Here is a 16,411-nt window from a genome sequence, read left to right as displayed (position 1 = left end):
TTAATAGTTGCATTTATGCAACACAATCCCAGATAATTCTGAGCGATTTGGAAATATAGTTCTATCATCCCAGAAGCGTTGTGCGGTCAAAGCTGGCTGCCGGTTCAGAAGCTGTCAATAGCGAATGAATCGACAAAACTGTATGTACGTACGTAATCGTATGTATGTACGCTTCTCGGAGTTATCGAAATGAGAAAGAAGAGAGGTATTCAGTACGAGACCACAGTCACAGTTGCAAATGCTTTGGTGGCTATGGGGCTTAAGCCTGAGAAAATATCGGCAGCGGCGGTACGGGAGGAGACGGGGACTGGAAGTCTTACCACAATTCAGGGCCACCTCGACCGGTGGCTTGCGGAGGTAAACCCCGCACCAGTGATAGACCTGACTGCGGAGTCAATCGCGCGCGTCGTCGCGGCCGTGCAAGCCGCCGCGGACGAGCGGGCGGAACTAGTCCGCAAGGAGGAGCGCACAGCCGCTGCTGGCGTCGCAATCGAGCTCGAGCGGGTGCGTGCCGAACGCGATGAGGCTTACCGGCTCAACGAGGCGCTGGAGGCAGAGCGTGATGCGACGACTGCCGAGAACGACGAGCTGCGTGTGAAGCTTGACGCCGCGCGCATCACCGAAGCCGGGCTGAAGGGGCAGATCGCCGCGCTCGAGGCCGCAATGGAGCGCCTTGGACGCCTGCCAGCCGGCCAGGTTGTCGGACCTGACGCTATTTCACCTGCTGAGGTGAATGGGTGCTCGTTCGAAGAGCGATCTGTGCCCGCCGATGTTCGCGCCGTGGAGCGCAGTGAAGGCGGCGAGAGCGCGGGAGGCTCGATGCTGCGCATCGAGCCCCAGCTCTTCGAAGGGCACGATCCGGTACATCGCGCTGATCCGCGATGAGCATGGCTGGAAGCTGCCGCAGCAGCTTCCGGCCGCTGTCCCTTGCCCTCGCGCCGCTCTGCTGAGCGGCGTGCAGCCCGAAACTTCGTTGAGGGCTGCTCGGGGGTCCAGGGGGCTCGCCCCATGGCTCACGGGGGCAATTGCGAAGCAAATGCCCGGAGTGAGTCCACCCATTTATTAAATGGGCAAATTATGCCCGCTTGGTCGAGTTCAATCATGTCAAAAAAAACTGCTGCTGGCAAGCCATATGCTATCATGCGCTTTGCCAAAATTAGTTCGTTCACCGTCCTGGCGAGAGTGTGCCAGCATAACACCAGAGCGATTTCTGGTGAAAACATACGCAAGGATGCTCCACCTCCGGTGGAGTTATTGGAGAATGGCAGCGATGACTTTGTCGCAAGTGCGCACGCTCTCATGGAGGAGCTGGCGATAGATAAAGATTCGTGCTCCGGTAAGGTACTGGCGGTGGAGGCCGTCACCACGGCTAGCGGAGGCTGGTTCGATAATGCCAGTGATCAGGATAAGCGGCAGTGGCTAGCCGCCAACGTCGAATGGGCGAAGCAGAAGTTCGGGCGCGGTTTGTTAGCCGCGAAGCTCCACCTCGACGAGGAGGTCTGGCACATACACTTCGTGGCTGTGCCCGTGGTGGAGAAGGCAGCTATGCCGCGGGGCGCGAGGCCCAGAGATCCCGAAAAACTGGCGGCCTACGAGCGGCGTCGGGCTGAGGCGGTCCGAAAGTGGACCTTGTCATATCACGACGTGCTTGGCGGGAAGAGGGAGCGCTTCGGGGAAGAGCAGGATCGATACCATGATGCGGTGAAGCATCTTGGGCTAGAGCGCGGCGAGACGCAGCGCGATGACACGGAGATCGATCTCGGTGACGAATTGACCGTGTCGGCTGTCATGCTCGCGCGAGGCAAAACGGCAGATGGCACGCCTCGGCCGCGGCGTTCGCTAAGACCCGCTGAGTATCGCAAGCTGATCAAGCGACTCCACAAGGAGGCAGAAGCTTTGAAGCGTTACGCCGAAGAGGCTGTCGAGAAGTCGAAAATAGATGTCGCCGCCGCGAATGCGGTACGTACCGCCGCTGATGAGGCGGCTGCAGAGGCAATCTCGCAGGCGAAGCACTCGGCGGCTCTGCTCGAGGAGGCATACAGGGCGATGGAAAGCGCCTCCATCTCACGCGCGGCTGTCGAAGCTCAGCAGAAAGGCGTGGAGGAGCAGCGCCGTCAACTTGAAGCGGAGCGCGAGCTGCTATCTGCGGCCACCATGCAAGCAGAGAGGATGCGACACGAAGCGAGCGAGCTTCAGCGACGGGCGGAAGCGGAGGCGAACAGCGCACGGGAAGCGGCAAGAGCCGCTGAACACGAACGTGCGGAGCTGTTTAGCGCTCGAAGTGCCATAGCGCGAGATCGGGCTGAGCTCATCGCTGAGCGTGAACGGCAACGTGCTGAGATCGACCTGCTCGCTCGGGGGGCTGATGACAGCAACGGACTGGAATTGAAGCCGAAAGGCAGCGCCTTCAGCATGTCGACCGAACGCATGACGCGGGATGAGTACGCCATATATACTGGCACATGGACAACGAGTGCCAAAAGGATCGGTCATCACCTGGCGCTCGCGCTTCAACGCATCCGGCAACTAGCTGCGGATGTGCTAGGTCGTGAGCGGCGGGTGAAAGCCCGAGAGACGGAGTTGGCGGTACGAGAAGCGGCGGCGGCGGAACTTGCGCAACGACAGGCGGCCAACGCTGCCGAGTTCGATAGGCGAAGGGCGGCAATCGATCAGCGCCACACGGAGGCCCTTCGAAGGCTTGATGAACGTCAGAAGGAGGCGGAGAAGCGCGAGGTGGCGCTGGTCAAACGGGAGCGTGAAACGGGCCAGCAGCTGTCTGCTGCTGAGGCCAGGAGAGCGGAGCTTGATCGCCGCGACGCCGACCAGCAAGCTTGGCTGGCAGTTATCACCGGAGCGTCGGATGGCACGCTGGTCGGCAGCTTTCGCGAGGAGGAGGGATATTTCCGCCTCAGGAAGGATGCGAAGGCGCCGGCCGACATCGCTCGAACCATCGTCAATCGCCCGCCGCCCTGGGCAGCCAATTTGCTCCGCATGATCGACAAGATGTTCAGGGATCGAGCAGAAGCCGCCGAAAGAATCCTGCAGCTCGATCAGGATGTCGATGATCTGCATGCTGCTATTGCCCGAGCCCGATCGTTGCTCCCGGCCGAACGGCAGGAGGAGGTGAATTCTGCCGCAACCGAGCATCGGAGCATCGCAGGCCGCGCCAATCGTATCGCTGCCATGCGGGTTAAGGAACAGGGTCGGTAAGGGTGTCCCCAGACTCATTGCCGACCCGCCCGTGACACGCGTGTTCAAGGCCAACGGGCTGGCGTTTACGGCGGTAAACGCCAGTCCGACCGCGCAAATGTTCCGTCGTTCGCAGTGACCTCCTCCGTCCGAGCGCTGGATGCGAAATGATTCTATGCACCAGCGACTGCAATCTTCCTCACGTGACCCCAAGGCTTGTTCGTTCGGTCGCCGAAGCGCTACAGCGGCTGGGAAGTTACTGGATGCGTGGGGGCTAGGTGCCGATACTGGATTGGATGACGCGCGAGGCGGACGTGCGCGCGGCGGCGGGGGTGCCGTATCGGTTGCTGGAAGGCGTGCCCGCGTTGGACGGCGGTGATGCCGCTGCCGGCAACATGCTCATCCAGGGCGACAATCTCGACGCGCTGAAGGCGCTGCTGCCCTACTACAAAGGCGCAGTGAAGTGCATCTACATCGATCCGCCGTACAATACACGGTCGGCCTTCGACCATTATGACGACAATCTGGAGCACAGCCAGTGGCTGGCGATGATCTATCCCCGCCTGGTGCTGCTGCGCGATCTCCTCGCTGAGAATGGCAGTATCTGGGTGTCGATCGACGACAATGAGGGCCATTATCTCAAGGTTGTTATGGACGAGGTGTTCGGACGCCGTAACTTTATCACGAATGTGATTTGGCATAAAATGTTCTCGGTGAAGAATTCTGCACAATATTTCTCCGAGGACCACGACTACATCACTGTATACGCGAAAAATGCTGACGCTTGGAGGCCAAACGAGCTTGCTCGTTCCGAGAAGCAGGATTCGATGTACAAGAATCCCGACAACGATCCTCGTGGGCCTTGGACGTCAGGCGATTTCTCAGCAAGAAACTTCTATGGTGCAGGCACGTACCCTGTGACTACGCCCTCTGGACGAGTGATCCCAGGACCGCCGCCCGGCATGTACTGGCGATTTTCTGCGACTAAGCTTGAAGAGCTGAAAGCTGATAATCGAATTTGGTGGGGGAAGGACGGCAATGGGGTGCCGCGCCTGAAAAGGTTTCTATCGGAGGTCAAGGGCGGCCGAGTGCCGCAGACGATCTGGCAGCACGCAGACGTGGGTCACACGCAGGAAGCCAAGAAGGAGGTGGTCGCCCTCAACAGCGAGGATGTGTTCGGGACGCCGAAGCCGGAGCGGCTGATGCAGCGCGTCCTTCACATCGCCAGCAACCCCGGCGACCTCGTGCTCGACAGCTTCCTCGGTTCTGGCACCACGGCGGCGGTCGCGCACAAGATGGGTCGTCGCTGGATCGGTATCGAGATGGGAGACCATGCCGAGACCCACTGCAAGCCGCGCCTCGACAAGGTGATCGCCGGTGAGCAAGGCGGCATTTCCGAGGCCGTCGGCTGGACGGGCGGGGGCGGCTATCGCTTCTATCGCCTCGGCGCGCCGGTATTCGATGCCGATGGTCATATCACCGACGGTATTCGCTTCACGACGCTCGCTGCCCACGTCTGGTTCAGCGAAACCGGTGCGCCGTTCACTGGTGCCGCCGATACCCCGATCCTTGGAGTGCATGACGGCATGGCCTATTGCCTGCTGTACAACGGCATTCTCGGCGATCGGTCCGTCAGCGGCGGCAATGTGTTGACCGCGGCGCTGCTGGCAAAGCTGCGCGCGGACAGCGGCTGGGTCGGCCCGATGACCATCTATGGCGAGTGGTGCAAGCTGGGCGCGGCGCGACTGGCGGAGGCGGGCGTGACGTTCAAGCAGACGCCCTATGATGTGAGGGCGCGCTGATGGAACTGAAGGCATATCAGCGGCGCGCGCTCGATGCGCTGCGGACGTTCCTTGATAAGGCGTCGATCCGGGATCACGCCCAGGCCTATGCTGCCGCCTGCGCGGTGGGCGAGCCTGGTGCCTATGGCGCGGGCTATCGGCCACTCGCCGGTTTGCCGGACGTGCCCTATTGCTGCCTGCGCCTGCCGACGGGCGGCGGCAAGACGCTGCTGGCGTCCCACGCCGTCGGTGTCGCGCGCGACACCTATCTCGGCCGGCGCTATCCGGTGGTGCTCTGGCTGGTGACCTCGACGACGATTGCCGAGCAGACGCTGGGCGCGCTGAAGAAGGTCGGCCACCCGTATCGGCAGGCGCTGGAGGCGACATTCGGCGGCGCGGTGCGTGTCTATGGCATCGACGAGCGTCGGCAGCTGCGCCCGCAGGACATGGCCGATGCCGCGACGGTGATCGTCTCGACGGTGCAGGCATTCCGCGTTCGCAATGCGGAGGACCGCAACGTCTATCTCGACGACGAGGAGCTCGAGCCGCACTTCGCCACGCTGCCGGCCGGCGCTGATGTAGCGCGGCATGCCGAGGGGCCGCGTCGCGGCAAGCCGATCGCCAGCTTCGCCAACCTGATGAAGCTGCATCGGCCGCTCGTCATCGTCGACGAGGCGCACAACTTCACCTCGACCTTGTCCGGCGAGACCTTTGGCCGCCTTGCGCCGGCGGCTGTCGTGGAGTTTACCGCCACGCCGGTGCGGTCGAACGTGATCGTCTCGGCCACGGCCGCCGAATTGAAGGCGGCGGACATGATCAAGCTGCCGATCCACCTGTCGCATCATGGCAGCTGGCAGGCGGCGATTGCCCATGCGGTCGACAACCGCGCCTGGCTGGAGGGCATCGCCGCAAAGGACGGTGGCGGTATCCGGCCGATTGCCTTGTATCAGGCGCAGCCCGCGCGCGAGGGTGCCGAGGCCACGGTCGACGTGGTCAAGCGTCACCTGATCGAGGATTGCCGCATTCCCGAGAACAGGATCGCCGTGGCGACGGGCGATCAGCGCGAACTGGACGGCATCGACCTGTTCGATCCGGCATGCACGATCGAGCACGTCATTACGGTCGACGCGCTGAAGGAAGGCTGGGACTGCTCCTTCGCCTATGTGTTCTGTTCGCTCACGAGCATCCGCAGTCGCGGTGCCGTGGAGCAGCTGCTGGGGCGCGTGCTGCGGATGCCGTTCGCTACGCGCCGCTCGTCCGAAGAGCTGAACCGCGCCTATGCCCATGTGTCCGAGCGCGACTTCTTCCTTGCTGCCGAAGGGCTGAAGGACCGCCTCATCGACATGGGCTTTGACGAGCGCACGGCGTTGGAGGCCATCGTCGAGCAGCCCGAATCGTTCGAGTGGAACGAGAACCAGCCGCTGTTCACGCCGCTGGAGCTGCCCGTGCTGCGGGTACAGGACCGGCCCGACCAGAGCAGTTGGACGCAGGAAATGCTCTCCGCGACTCGCATCGCCGACGATGGTGCAGGCGGCGTGGCCATTACGTTCGACCGCGATGCGCCAGACCAAGTGCTGCGTGATGTGGCGGCCGCGATCACCACGCCGGAGGTGGCGCCAATGACGGCCGTCGAGGCGTTCATCGCGCGCCGCGTCGAGACGCTATCGCCTGCTGAGCAGGGCGAGGTGCTGACCTTGCCGCAGCTGGCGATCGAGCGAGATGGCCAGCTGGAGATCGTGTTCCCGGAGACGTTGGTCGATGTGGGCGGCTGGGATCTTCGGCAGGTCGACACAAGCCTTCCGGGCTTCGCGCTTACCGATCGTCCCGACACGTTCGAGATGGACATCGAAGGTGACCATGTCGTCTATTCGCGAATCGATGCCGCCGCCGAATTGGCGCTGGACGACGCCACGGACTGGGACGTTGCGGCGCTCTCCCGCTGGCTGGATCGGACGACGCGGCAGCGCGACGTCGCCCAACCGATCTTCCTCGAATATTGCCGTCGCGTCGTGGAAGGCGTGGTGGAGCGGATCCCGCTGCCACAGCTGGTGCGCGGCAAATATGCGCTGCGCCGGGCAATCGTCGCGCGGGTGGCGCAGCTTCGTCGCGAGGCAGGTGTACGGGGCGTGCAGCTGCTGATGACCGACATTGCGCCGGTTCTGGCGCTTGGCGAGAATGGCTTCAGCTTCTCGAAGGCTGGCTACGATCCGCGCACGCCCTATGCGGGGCCCTGGCGCCCGCGGAAGCACCTGTTCTCGCAGGTCGGTGACCTGAAGCATGGCGGCGAGGAGTGGATGGCAGCGGTGCAGATCGATGATCATGCCGCCGTGCACCGCTGGGTTCGCAACGTGGATCGCACGCCGTGGTCCTATGCGCTGCCGACGTCGACCGACATGTTCTACCCGGACTTCGTCGCCGAGCTGGCCGATGGGCGAAAGCTGATCGTCGAGTACAAGGGCGCCGATCGCACCGACAATGCCGACAGCCGCGAGAAGAAGAACATCGGGGCGCGGCTGCAGGAGGTCAGTGGGGGCAGCGTGGTGTTCCTTTGGGCGGAGCTGGATCGTGGCGGAACGGTGGCGCGGCAGATAGACGCAGCGGTAGCAACGTAAATCTATAGCGAATTCAATTCAGTCGCTGGAAATGGAGGCCGCGGTCGCCGCGGGCGTCGTGAGGAATTTGCCGTCGCGTGCCGTTACTTTGGCTGTGCAGAAGGAGAAATGATGCTTCGAGAATACCACAACCTGATGTTTCTGATCGCTGCCGGCGGTGCTCTCTGGTTCGCACACCGGGTGGGCTACAGGGCTGGATGGAGCCGTGGCTATTTCCTTGGCCGCATGGCCAAGAAGGATGACCCTTGGCCCGTGGAGCCTCCCGAGCTTTGATGGAGTGCTTGGGTTAAGGAAGCTCACCAGCGCCCGTTGAAATCTCGGGAGCGCACCTCCATCACGGCCAGCGTCCAATCACGGCCGAGGCGATTTAGCAGGTCGACAATATGCTCGTCCTCGAGACCGGCGGGCAACCAGTCGAGGCGATTGTTGACCAGTGCACCGGCGATGCGCTCGCTGGTGCTGAAGCCGCCGCCACCACTTGCCGCTGCCATCGCTTCTGAGATGCGCTTGATTTCCTTGATGTCAGTCTCGTTCATGCATCAGTTCCGCTGTATCGAGGCGCCTTGTCGCAGCGGTGGGTTACCTATGGGTACGTTCTGGCGGTGGCGAATTAACGAATTGAGAAGCGGTTCCGATCACGCCCGCTTTTTAGGGCTTCTAGCGCCGCACGGAGCGCGCATACCGGCGGGCAATAGCTGCGCCGGAAATGGATGAAGGTGCCGAGTCACCTCGGGAATCGCTTTCGCCGCGTTCCGCAGCAACTCCATGTGCGCCTTCGAATAGCGCCCTTCGGTTTCACTCGATAGCTTGTGGCCCGCGAAGTCCGCTCGGACTTCGGCGGGGATGCCAGCTGCCTTCATGCTGTCGATCACCGTGTGCCGGAACGAGTGTGTCGCCTGACCGGCCCTAAGGAAAGGCAAGGCGGCTGCGATCTTGGTCCAGATGGTCTTGTAATATCGGTCGCCCATGGTGCCTTTGCCGCTTTCGGCCTGCAGCTCCGGGAACAGCATCACTTCGCCAGCGTCTCTGAGCGCGCGCACATAGTCGGGGAGCCCGAGACGTACCAGCTCTCCCGCAAAGGGCAGCCTGCGTGCCGAGGTGCTGGTCTTGAGCCGTCTGATCTGAGTCGTGCGGACGTTGAACTGCCAATCGCCGTCGACCTCACCAATGTCGTCCAGCATAAGGCCGCAGATCTCCTCGCGCCGCATTCCCGTGTACCATCCGATCATTGGTACGAAATACCAGGCACTGTGTACGAGTAGGTTGCCGGGTTGCATGCGGCGCGCCAGTGATTTCGATCCCGTCCAAGGCGGAAGGCTGAACAGCATTCTGCCTTGTTCTTCGGTGTAGGCGTCCCGCTGCCCGCGTGCATCGCGGTGATCGTTCTCGACGAAAGCGCTGTAGTCCAGCGCGCCCAGCGGCTGGTGCTTGGCAAACCAGGTCGTCAGCTGACGCAGGAAGCCCCAATGGCGGTTGGTCGTGCTAAGGCCGAGGCCCAGCTGGTCCCTGGTCAGAGCGCCGGCAGGGATTTTTGGCGGACCCGCTTCGTCCTTGGACTTAGCGGACCGTACAATTGCCTTCTCGCCCTCGCGAACGCGCGCTTCCGTTTCCTCGACGATCTCGTGGATCGTCATGGTACGATGCGTGGGTGACTTTCGGAACGAAGGGCCATGCAGCTTCGCGAAGCAGTCGTTGAGCTGGACTAGGTCGTCGTGGGTGACGGTCGCTAGCGGCCTGCCGTCCATCACCTGCTCGAGCAGAAGGGCGGGCAGCTTGAACTGTTCGCGCGTCTTCTCGGTCCATGGGTCGCCGCCTTTGCGGCGGGCTGTGCCGTCCACGCCGCCGGTTCGCGGATTGTGCGCGAAGAACTTCTCGACGGCTTCCGTCGGCGTCATGAGTGCGAACGGACCTGTCGTAACCGGCTGTGGCGCAGGATGATTCATGGGCGTTGCTGGCTGGGCGGGCGAAGACGGTTGATATCCGGTAATCGGCACCGGCGGGTAGGCTGCGCCGGGGGTGGTCAGCGCATCGCGGAACTCGCGAATGGCTTGTATCCGCGCCTGGTTGACGACCTTCCCGGCCATAGCTGCACGCAGCTTGGATTGCTCGACACCAATGTCGGCGAGCCTAGCTACCGCTGCGTCTTCCGTGCCCTCATGTTCTATCGATGCAGCCAGGTCTGACCACGCCATGACCACGATCGGCTCGTCGGCCGCCTCGGGGTCGATGTGGGTGACCAGGAAGTCCTCGATCTTGCCTCGTATCGCGCCGTCCATCGCAGCCAGCTCGCCCGCATCCAAGCGCAAGGCGAGTGCCTTCTCGGTATCCTCGTGATCCTCGACTGGCAGGATGTGGAGCTGGGCGTGCATCACCGCCAGGCGGTCACGCTCGATCAGCACCTGTCGGCGAAAGATCTCGGCGCGTTGTTCCGCTGTGAGGTCATCCCTGCCGCGATTGGCGATCATGTCCATGGCAATGCGCTCGCAGATCAACGTCAAGGCCGGCGCCAGCTGACCGGCCCGCTTCCGGCATGTGGTTCGAAGCGAGAAGCGTATCCTGAAAGGTTTATCGCCCCCTAAACGTATCAGGCGACGGTAGTAATAGGTTCCGTGCTTGCGGGTGACGTTCTGGATGCGGGACATGCGCCTGGTTTCCTGCCGTGGTACCCTGCCGTGGCACCCTGTTGTGGTGCATTGGCGGGGCGGGGTTGCAAGAAACCCGTTTTTATCAAATGCTTGGATCATTTCTGGCTGGGGCTCCTCCCGCCCCAGCCAGTTTCTGGAATCATTTTTTCAAAGATTTATCCCAAAAATTCTGCTCCTGTGGGGCAGGGTTGTGGTGCGCTTTTGGGACTTCCACTACAGGCTGATTGGCTACCCGCCGAATCGTGACGTCAGCCAAAGTGACGCCAGTATCGGGGCGCCTGAGGTTGCACCCATCGGTATTCCCTTGAGGTACGGGGAGGCGTGCATGCAGCTGTTGTACCCTGCCTACGAGGAGGTGGCGCCGCTAGGAAGGAGTTGAGCCTTCACGCGGCTGCGCAATACCGCTTCACCGTCGCAGTGGAGAGACCGAGAGTTTGAGCGGTCGCGGCCATCCTCGCGCTCTGCGTCTTCCGCCATCCCGCACCGCAGCTGCGTCAGCGGCATACAGACGGCCAGAGTGCGGAGCTGTGCGGTGAAAAGCAGTGGGGGGCGCCTCGTCCCGCAATTCAAGCCGCTGGACGGCGGTGCCATCGTGGCGGGCATCAGCATTCGGCCGAGTTGATCGCAGACGCGCCGCGCAGCGCGGGGTCGCATGTCCCCGCCGTCGGGGCCTGCGTTCTTAACCAGCTCCACCTCCGGTGTCCCCCGCCCACCTTTCAGCGTACGCCGACCGGCACTTTCGAGGGCAAGCCGATCCGTGCCCGGCGCTCATGCCACAGCAGCAGCGTAACCACCGCCATCGCCGCCAGATGCGCCTGCCCGAACAAGGGCGGCAGGGTCATCGCCGCCGCACAGGCGCCGATGCAGCCAAGCGCCTGACGGGTCCCGGCACGGAAGCTTCCCCGGTCGGGACCGCACCGGCAGGCGAGCAGGCAGCGCGCGCGCAGGGGGCTGGTATGCCACAGCAGCGCCACCCCTCCGGCCACCGCGAGGCCCAGCATCGGACGGTCGAGCGTTGCCAGCCGCAGAAGTGTTGAGCAGAGGCCCAGCAGCAGGATCGCTGGCAGCCACAGGGTGCAGTAGCCCGTCAGGAACAGCATTGCCGATCCGCCGCGGCGGCGCACCTGCTCCAGCGGTTCCAGGACCAGCGGCACCATCATCGCCGCGAGCATCAGCCCGGTGCCGAGCAACAGGTCCCGCGGTGGCGTCCTGCGCAGTATCGCCTCGACCTGCTGCGGCAGCATGGCCAGGCCGGAGCCGCCGCCGCCGCCGCACCAGCCGGGCGCCACGGGCAGGACGTCGCCGGCCAGCAGCACCACCCAGGCGATCACACCCAGCCCGCAAAGTGCGCCACGCAGCAAGGGCGGGGTCATCCGGGGGTGCCCGTAGCGGGCGGCAGCGGGCAGGGCGGAGCCTTGGGCAGCCGCGCGCGCACCGGCGGCCTGGGGTAATATTGCGTGGTCCGCTGTACCTCCTCCGCTGCGGCCTGGCCTAGGAGGAGGCGAATCAGTTCGAGCGCCTCGTCCAGCCCGGCCGATATGCCGCCGCCGGTCAGCCGGTTGCGATCCTGCACGAAGCGCGGATGGCCGGGAACCACGGTAACCGCCGGATAGGCCTTGAGGCAGTTGCGGAAGGCCCAGTGGGTGGTCGCGCGATAGCCGTCGAGCAGGCCGGCGCCCGCCAGAAGCAATGCACCCTCGCAGACAGAGCATACCCAGTCGCACCGTGCCGCCTGCGCCGCCAGGAAATCGCAATAGGTTCGCGGCGGATCGGACAGCAGCCGGCGGAGAATCGCCGGCTCGCCGCCCGGCACCCAGAGCGCATCGTAGCGCTGGCCGGCGACATCCGCGAAGCTCTTGTCCACCGCGAAGGGAAACGCGTCGCGAAAGCGCACCATGCCTGCCTGTTCGGCGACCAGATCCACCGTGATCCCGGCCCAGCCGAACATCTCCATGGGCCCCGCCACGTCGAGCATGTCGACCTGATCATATACGGGCAGGAGGATCCGCGTCATTGCGCGGCCTGGTGCATCGGCGGTGGCGGCGCTCGCCGCTGCCAGAAGGGCGTATCCCATTGCGCGGCGGCGGCATAATGCGCGCCCAGCGCCTCGGCATAGCCGGCAATGCCGTGCGCGGCGATCCGCGCGTAGCGATCGGCCGCGCGCTCTGCCTCGCCGGCCAGCATGTCCGATGCGGCATAGGCAGCGAGAATGCCGGAGCGCAGCGCGTGCGTGATCCCGCGCGAGGAGAGCGGGTCCGCGGCAAACAGCGTGTCGCCCGCCGCGATCCAGCCCGGACCGCTCGATGGCCGCAGCAAGGCGGTGGCGGCGGAGCGGACCAGCTGGGCCGTTTCCCTGGCATCGTCGCCGAGTCCCACGCGGATATGACGCGTTTCCGCCAGCGCGGCGTACCAGCCGCCGTTGCCGCGCAGGCTGCGGCCGAGATCCGCATCGGTGAGGCATGCCACTACCCGCCGCGCGCCGGGCAGGTCGGCGGTGTACCACCATCCTTCCGGGCGCGCCTCGATCGTCATCCGGCCTTCGCCGGGGGCGGCATCGAAGAAACGGGCGAAGGCAGCAAGCCGATCATAAAGGTGCAGCGTCGCCTGGAAGTTGCGCGCCAGCCCCCAGTGTCGCCCGGTCGCCCACAGCACGAAGCGCGCCTCGATCGTGCCCTCCCGCACATCCAGGCGCCAGTTCTCGCCCGCACGGCTGACCGTTCGCACCGGCGTGCCTCGTCGCACGATCGTGCCGGCATCCGCTGCGGCATCGGTCAGCAGCCGGTCGAATACGGGGCGGTCGAGGTGCCAGCCGGTGCCTTGCGCCGAGAACAGGCTGTGTCGCTCGTCGATCCAGGGCGTGCTCCAGGCGGATGCCAGCGCTCGCCCGGGCAGGAAGCCCGCCGCCTGGAAGCGCGGCCAGACGCCGATCTGGCGGAGCAGCCCCTGTGCCACTGCCGGCAGCACTTCACCCAGCGTCGGTCGATTCTGGTGCCCCGCCTCCAGCATCAGCACCTCCAGCCCCGGCGCGTGCTGGCGCAGCGTCAGCGCGGCGGCACTGCCGGCGGGGCCGCCGCCGATGATGGCAATGTCAGTGCGCACGCACGGCATAGAAGGATGCTACCACGCCCGCCGGGTTGGTGCCGCCGCCCGAGCCGGAATGCGGGATGGTGCGGATCACCGAACCGACGATCGCCGGCACTTCCAGCCGATCGGTGCTGTTCGGCCAGACCGGCACCAGCCAGCCGATATAGTCGTAGATCCACTCTTCCCCGGAGACGACGCCCTTGCCCTGGAAGCGCAGCTGCATCGGTGCGCCATAGGCAAAGCTGCCCCGCAGATCGAGCGACCAGCCCGGGCCGCCGATGGTGCCGCCGAGCTTGGCGGTCGATTTCTCCTCGATCACCAGGGTGCCTTCGCCGAACAGCAGGTCGTTGGCGGCCTTGCTGATATCGGCATCGTTGAGAAAGCTGCGATAGGTCCAGCTGCCGACGAACGGATTGGTCATGCGATGTCCCCCGAATATTCGACACAGATATATTTCGCGTTTGGCGATGGCTGGTTCGTATCCACCTGCGGATTGCGCCTGACGAAGCCCAGCTTGGACCATTCGGTCACCATCTTCAGGTCGCCCGCCAGAGTCTGCGGAATGCCGCGTGCCCAGGCGCGCAGCTGCACATCCGTGCCGACGGGGTAATAGACCTGCATCGGACGGTGGGCCGGCCACCACAGCGTCTCCCACACGCGCTGTTCCTGCGCCATCAGCGTATCGCCGACGCTGTCGGGTTCGAGCACGTTCCACGCCTCGTAGGTGACGTCGATCGTCTGGGTGGAGCATTCGTTGAAATCGGCCTGCCAGGGCAGCCCGGAAAGCTTGGTCAGGTCGCCCGGCTGGAACCCGGTCGCGAAGTTGCTCTTCTGCGAAAGGGGATCGGAGGCATAGGCGACATAGCTTTCCTCTCCCAGGCCCAGCCCCCAGCGGTTGAAGCTTTCCTGCGCGGCGGTGAGGGTGAAGCTGTACCATTCGGGATCGGCCTTGATCCGATAGGGTTCGCGCCAGATCGCCGGGTTCCGGATGATCCAGGTCACTTCGCCGCCCGGGCAGAAGGCGCCCCCCAGGCCGTTCGCCAGAACCCCCCGGTCGAGGCCGCGACCGCCGGGCACGTTCCAGCTGGCATAGGGCAGCCAGGGGTCGATCGGCGGCGCGAAGCCTTCCTCCACCTCGTCGATGAAGATGCCTGCTGCCCATTGTCGCAGCAGGAACAATTGGGTGTCGGTGAGGCGAAGGAACTTCGACACGGTCTTGTTGGTGATCGGATTGTCGCCCGCCAGCAGCGGCATCAGCGGCAGGTGATAGGTGCGCGTGGCGGGGTTGGCATCCAGCTGGAACAGGTTCTCCTCGCCGGGCTTGCGGAGCAGGTCGAACAGATACTGGCGATAGGGGCGGCCGGGATCGGTGGTCGCTTCGGCGGTTGCGGTGTCGAGCGCGCGGTCCAGCAGCGCGCCGCTGCGGAACTCGCCGACGATGCGGCGGAGCGCCGCGGCGATCGGCTCGTCCGGATCGGTGGTGCGGTCGGGCGCTTTCGGCTCCTGCCGCGACGAGGCGCGGATGGCGGCGAGCCGTACCTTGGGTGGTGCCGAGGCGGCGGCGATGCGGGCGATGATGCTGGCTACTGCCGCGTCCAGTGCATCCTTCGCCGTGGCATAGCCCGGGTCGGGCGCGGCCTCGTTGTCGGCGTGAACCTGGTGCCAGCGGACGGCGTAGGCGGCAGGCGCTTCGTCAGCCTCGGGCGGGCATACCGCCTGGACGAACGCCGCCGCCGCCGACTTCAGCTCGGCCGCTGTCGTGTCGACCAGCGCCGCATCGGCGGCACCGGGCGCAGCGGTCGCGTCCAGCAGCATGAGGTTCGGCTCCACCGCCGCGGCGAGCAGCCCGCCGCTGACGTGCGTGTCCCGCGCCCGGGCCTGTTTGCGCGCGAGTGCCGCGGGGGCGATGCGGGGCGGGATGCACAGGCGGTAGGGATCGAAGCTGCCGCGGCTGCCCTGGTTGTGAGGATAGTTGGACGAGGCGAGGATTGCCGTCAGATAGGAGAATTCGTCGGCGCGGAACAGGATCGGCCAGACGTCGCGCCAGAACCAGGGCCGATAGTCCGGGTTCCACTGCAGCGGTCCCGCCTTCCAGTGGAGCAGCGCCTTGGTGTCCGTCGGATCGATCTTCTGGGGTGCGGCGAAGGTGCCGGCGGTGCCGTACATGTCCGTGCGGTGGGCGAATTCGCGGATCGACATGTCCTCGACCACGTCGTCCAGCGTGATCATGTCGAGGATCTCGGGGGCGTAGCGCGGATAGCCGACCAGCACCCAGGCCGGATACTCCACATCGATATAGCGAGGCGACTGGGTGCGCTCGTCCATCATCACCAGCCGTGCCATCACCGGGCCGTCGGAGATGTCGTCGAACCAGCCGTCGCTATTGGCGTAGGTATCGATGCGCGGATGGCCGAAGCCCTTGAGGAACGAACCGCTATTGCCGTGACCGCCCAGCACCAGCAGTCGCCCGTCATTGTCGGTCAGCAGGTCGCCCAGCGTATCGATGTCGTTCGGCGCCATGCCGATGGGCGGGAAGGTGGTCGCATAGGCGCGGTTGGTGGTGCGGCCGAACTGCGCCTTGCGCCGCTCGGTGCAATCCACCGCCTGTGGGCCGGCATCGATGATCAGTTTCTGCCGCTCGACCGGATCGGTGATCTTCGGGTTGCGCAGCGGCGCATCCTCGGGATAGCCCGCCTCGCCCTGAAGCCCGTCAAAGGCGAACCACGCCGCCTTCTTGTTGGCGAGGTGCACACGCCACTGGATATCGATCAGCTTGCCCGAATTGCCGCCGCCCTCGACCTGGTCCCCGATCTTGAGCGGACGCCCTTCGGGATTTGTCGCATCATAGGTAAAGATCTGGAAGCGCGCCGCCTGCCGCTTGATCCGCCCCTGCGCGTCTTTGAAGTGGGTGATCGGCTTGTCGCCGAAGCCGTTGCCGTCGGCGTCGCAGTCGATCGGCAGCTGCCCCGGTTTCTCCGGTGCGATGTAGAAGCCGTCGGGACTGTCGCCGAGGCGCGCTATCCCCACGGCCGGGTGGATGCGGTACACCGACAGATCGGACATGATATTCCCCCCCGCGCGCCCTGCGGCGCTGCCTTTG

The 16,411-nt window shown here is 64.6% G+C and carries 11 protein-coding genes; 4 read left to right on the top strand and 7 right to left on the bottom strand.

Annotated features, from left to right (window positions below; genetic code table 11):
* The first annotated feature begins 189 nt into the window (after positions 1–189).
* From KK7_RS0108470 to KK7_RS0108455, 4 genes are all read left to right on the top strand, one after another.
* On the top strand, positions 190–885 hold the full coding sequence (locus KK7_RS0108470) for a DNA-binding protein (protein ID WP_010544215.1): 696 nt from the start codon (positions 190–192) through the stop codon (positions 883–885).
* Positions 886–1,008: 123 nt separating this feature from the next.
* Entirely contained in the window at positions 1,009–3,210 is a 2,202-nt protein-coding gene (locus KK7_RS0108465; protein WP_083836063.1) for a plasmid recombination protein, read from the top strand.
* A 275-nt stretch (positions 3,211–3,485) separates the two neighbouring features.
* Positions 3,486–4,991 carry a site-specific DNA-methyltransferase gene (locus KK7_RS0108460; protein ID WP_010544213.1) on the top strand — a complete coding sequence of 502 codons (1,506 nt, stop codon included), beginning with the start codon at positions 3,486–3,488 and terminating at the stop codon, positions 4,989–4,991.
* Positions 4,991–7,582 carry a DEAD/DEAH box helicase gene (locus tag KK7_RS0108455; RefSeq protein ID WP_010544212.1) on the top strand — a complete coding sequence of 864 codons (2,592 nt, stop codon included), beginning with the start codon at positions 4,991–4,993 and terminating at the stop codon, positions 7,580–7,582. Before KK7_RS0108460 ends, KK7_RS0108455 begins: the two co-directional genes overlap by 1 nt.
* A gap of 296 nt (positions 7,583–7,878) precedes the next feature.
* Here the strand turns inward: KK7_RS0108455 and KK7_RS0108445 are convergent, their stop codons facing one another.
* From KK7_RS0108445 to KK7_RS0108410, 7 genes are all read right to left on the bottom strand, one after another.
* The gene (locus KK7_RS0108445) at positions 7,879–8,118 is read right to left on the bottom strand and encodes a hypothetical protein (RefSeq protein ID WP_010544211.1); all 240 of its coding nucleotides are present in this window, start codon (positions 8,116–8,118) and stop codon (positions 7,879–7,881) included.
* Positions 8,119–8,217: 99 nt separating this feature from the next.
* Entirely contained in the window at positions 8,218–10,224 is a 2,007-nt protein-coding gene (locus tag KK7_RS0108440; protein WP_010544210.1) for a site-specific integrase, read from the bottom strand.
* Between the two features lie 719 nt (positions 10,225–10,943).
* Entirely contained in the window at positions 10,944–11,600 is a 657-nt protein-coding gene (locus KK7_RS0108430; RefSeq protein WP_083836062.1) for a copper chaperone, read from the bottom strand.
* Positions 11,597–12,241 carry a DJ-1/PfpI family protein gene (locus KK7_RS0108425; RefSeq protein ID WP_010544207.1) on the bottom strand — a complete coding sequence of 215 codons (645 nt, stop codon included), beginning with the start codon at positions 12,239–12,241 and terminating at the stop codon, positions 11,597–11,599. Before KK7_RS0108425 ends, KK7_RS0108430 begins: the two co-directional genes overlap by 4 nt.
* Positions 12,238–13,335: an NAD(P)/FAD-dependent oxidoreductase gene (locus tag KK7_RS0108420; RefSeq protein ID WP_010544206.1), complete on the bottom strand. Its 1,098-nt coding sequence runs from the start codon at positions 13,333–13,335 to the stop codon at positions 12,238–12,240. The genes KK7_RS0108425 and KK7_RS0108420 overlap by 4 nt, the downstream gene beginning before the upstream one ends.
* Positions 13,316–13,732, bottom strand: coding sequence for a hypothetical protein (locus KK7_RS0108415; RefSeq protein ID WP_010544205.1), 417 nt, complete (start codon positions 13,730–13,732; stop codon positions 13,316–13,318). The genes KK7_RS0108420 and KK7_RS0108415 overlap by 20 nt, the downstream gene beginning before the upstream one ends.
* Positions 13,729–16,374, bottom strand: a complete 2,646-nt coding sequence (locus tag KK7_RS0108410; RefSeq protein ID WP_010544204.1) for a LodA/GoxA family CTQ-dependent oxidase — start codon at positions 16,372–16,374, stop codon at positions 13,729–13,731. Before KK7_RS0108410 ends, KK7_RS0108415 begins: the two co-directional genes overlap by 4 nt.
* Between the last annotated feature and the right edge of the window lie 37 nt (positions 16,375–16,411).

Origin of the sequence: Sphingomonas elodea ATCC 31461, from assembly GCF_000226955.1 — a bacterium.
GTDB classification, from domain to species: domain Bacteria; phylum Pseudomonadota; class Alphaproteobacteria; order Sphingomonadales; family Sphingomonadaceae; genus Sphingomonas; species Sphingomonas elodea.
Note: the sequence above shows the minus strand (reverse complement) of the source record. Positions and strands in the feature narration are given on the sequence as shown.

Bases quoted from the DNA above. Each gene is read 5' to 3' on its own strand.
- KK7_RS0108470 (WP_010544215.1), top strand. From the start codon at position 190: ATGAGAAAGAAGAGAGGTATTCAGTACGAGACCACAGTCACAGTTGCA.
- KK7_RS0108465 (WP_083836063.1), top strand. From the start codon at position 1,009: ATGGCTCACGGGGGCAATTGCGAAGCAAATGCCCGGAGTGAGTCCACC.
- KK7_RS0108415 (WP_010544205.1), bottom strand. From the start codon at position 13,732: ATGACCAATCCGTTCGTCGGCAGCTGGACCTATCGCAGCTTTCTCAAC.
- KK7_RS0108430 (WP_083836062.1), bottom strand. From the start codon at position 11,600: ATGACCCCGCCCTTGCTGCGTGGCGCACTTTGCGGGCTGGGTGTGATC.
- KK7_RS0108460 (WP_010544213.1), top strand. From the start codon at position 3,486: ATGACGCGCGAGGCGGACGTGCGCGCGGCGGCGGGGGTGCCGTATCGG.
- KK7_RS0108410 (WP_010544204.1), bottom strand. From the start codon at position 16,374: ATGTCCGATCTGTCGGTGTACCGCATCCACCCGGCCGTGGGGATAGCG.
- KK7_RS0108445 (WP_010544211.1), bottom strand. From the start codon at position 8,118: ATGAACGAGACTGACATCAAGGAAATCAAGCGCATCTCAGAAGCGATG.
- KK7_RS0108440 (WP_010544210.1), bottom strand. From the start codon at position 10,224: ATGTCCCGCATCCAGAACGTCACCCGCAAGCACGGAACCTATTACTAC.
- KK7_RS0108420 (WP_010544206.1), bottom strand. From the start codon at position 13,335: ATGCCGTGCGTGCGCACTGACATTGCCATCATCGGCGGCGGCCCCGCC.
- KK7_RS0108425 (WP_010544207.1), bottom strand. From the start codon at position 12,241: ATGACGCGGATCCTCCTGCCCGTATATGATCAGGTCGACATGCTCGAC.
- KK7_RS0108455 (WP_010544212.1), top strand. From the start codon at position 4,991: ATGGAACTGAAGGCATATCAGCGGCGCGCGCTCGATGCGCTGCGGACG.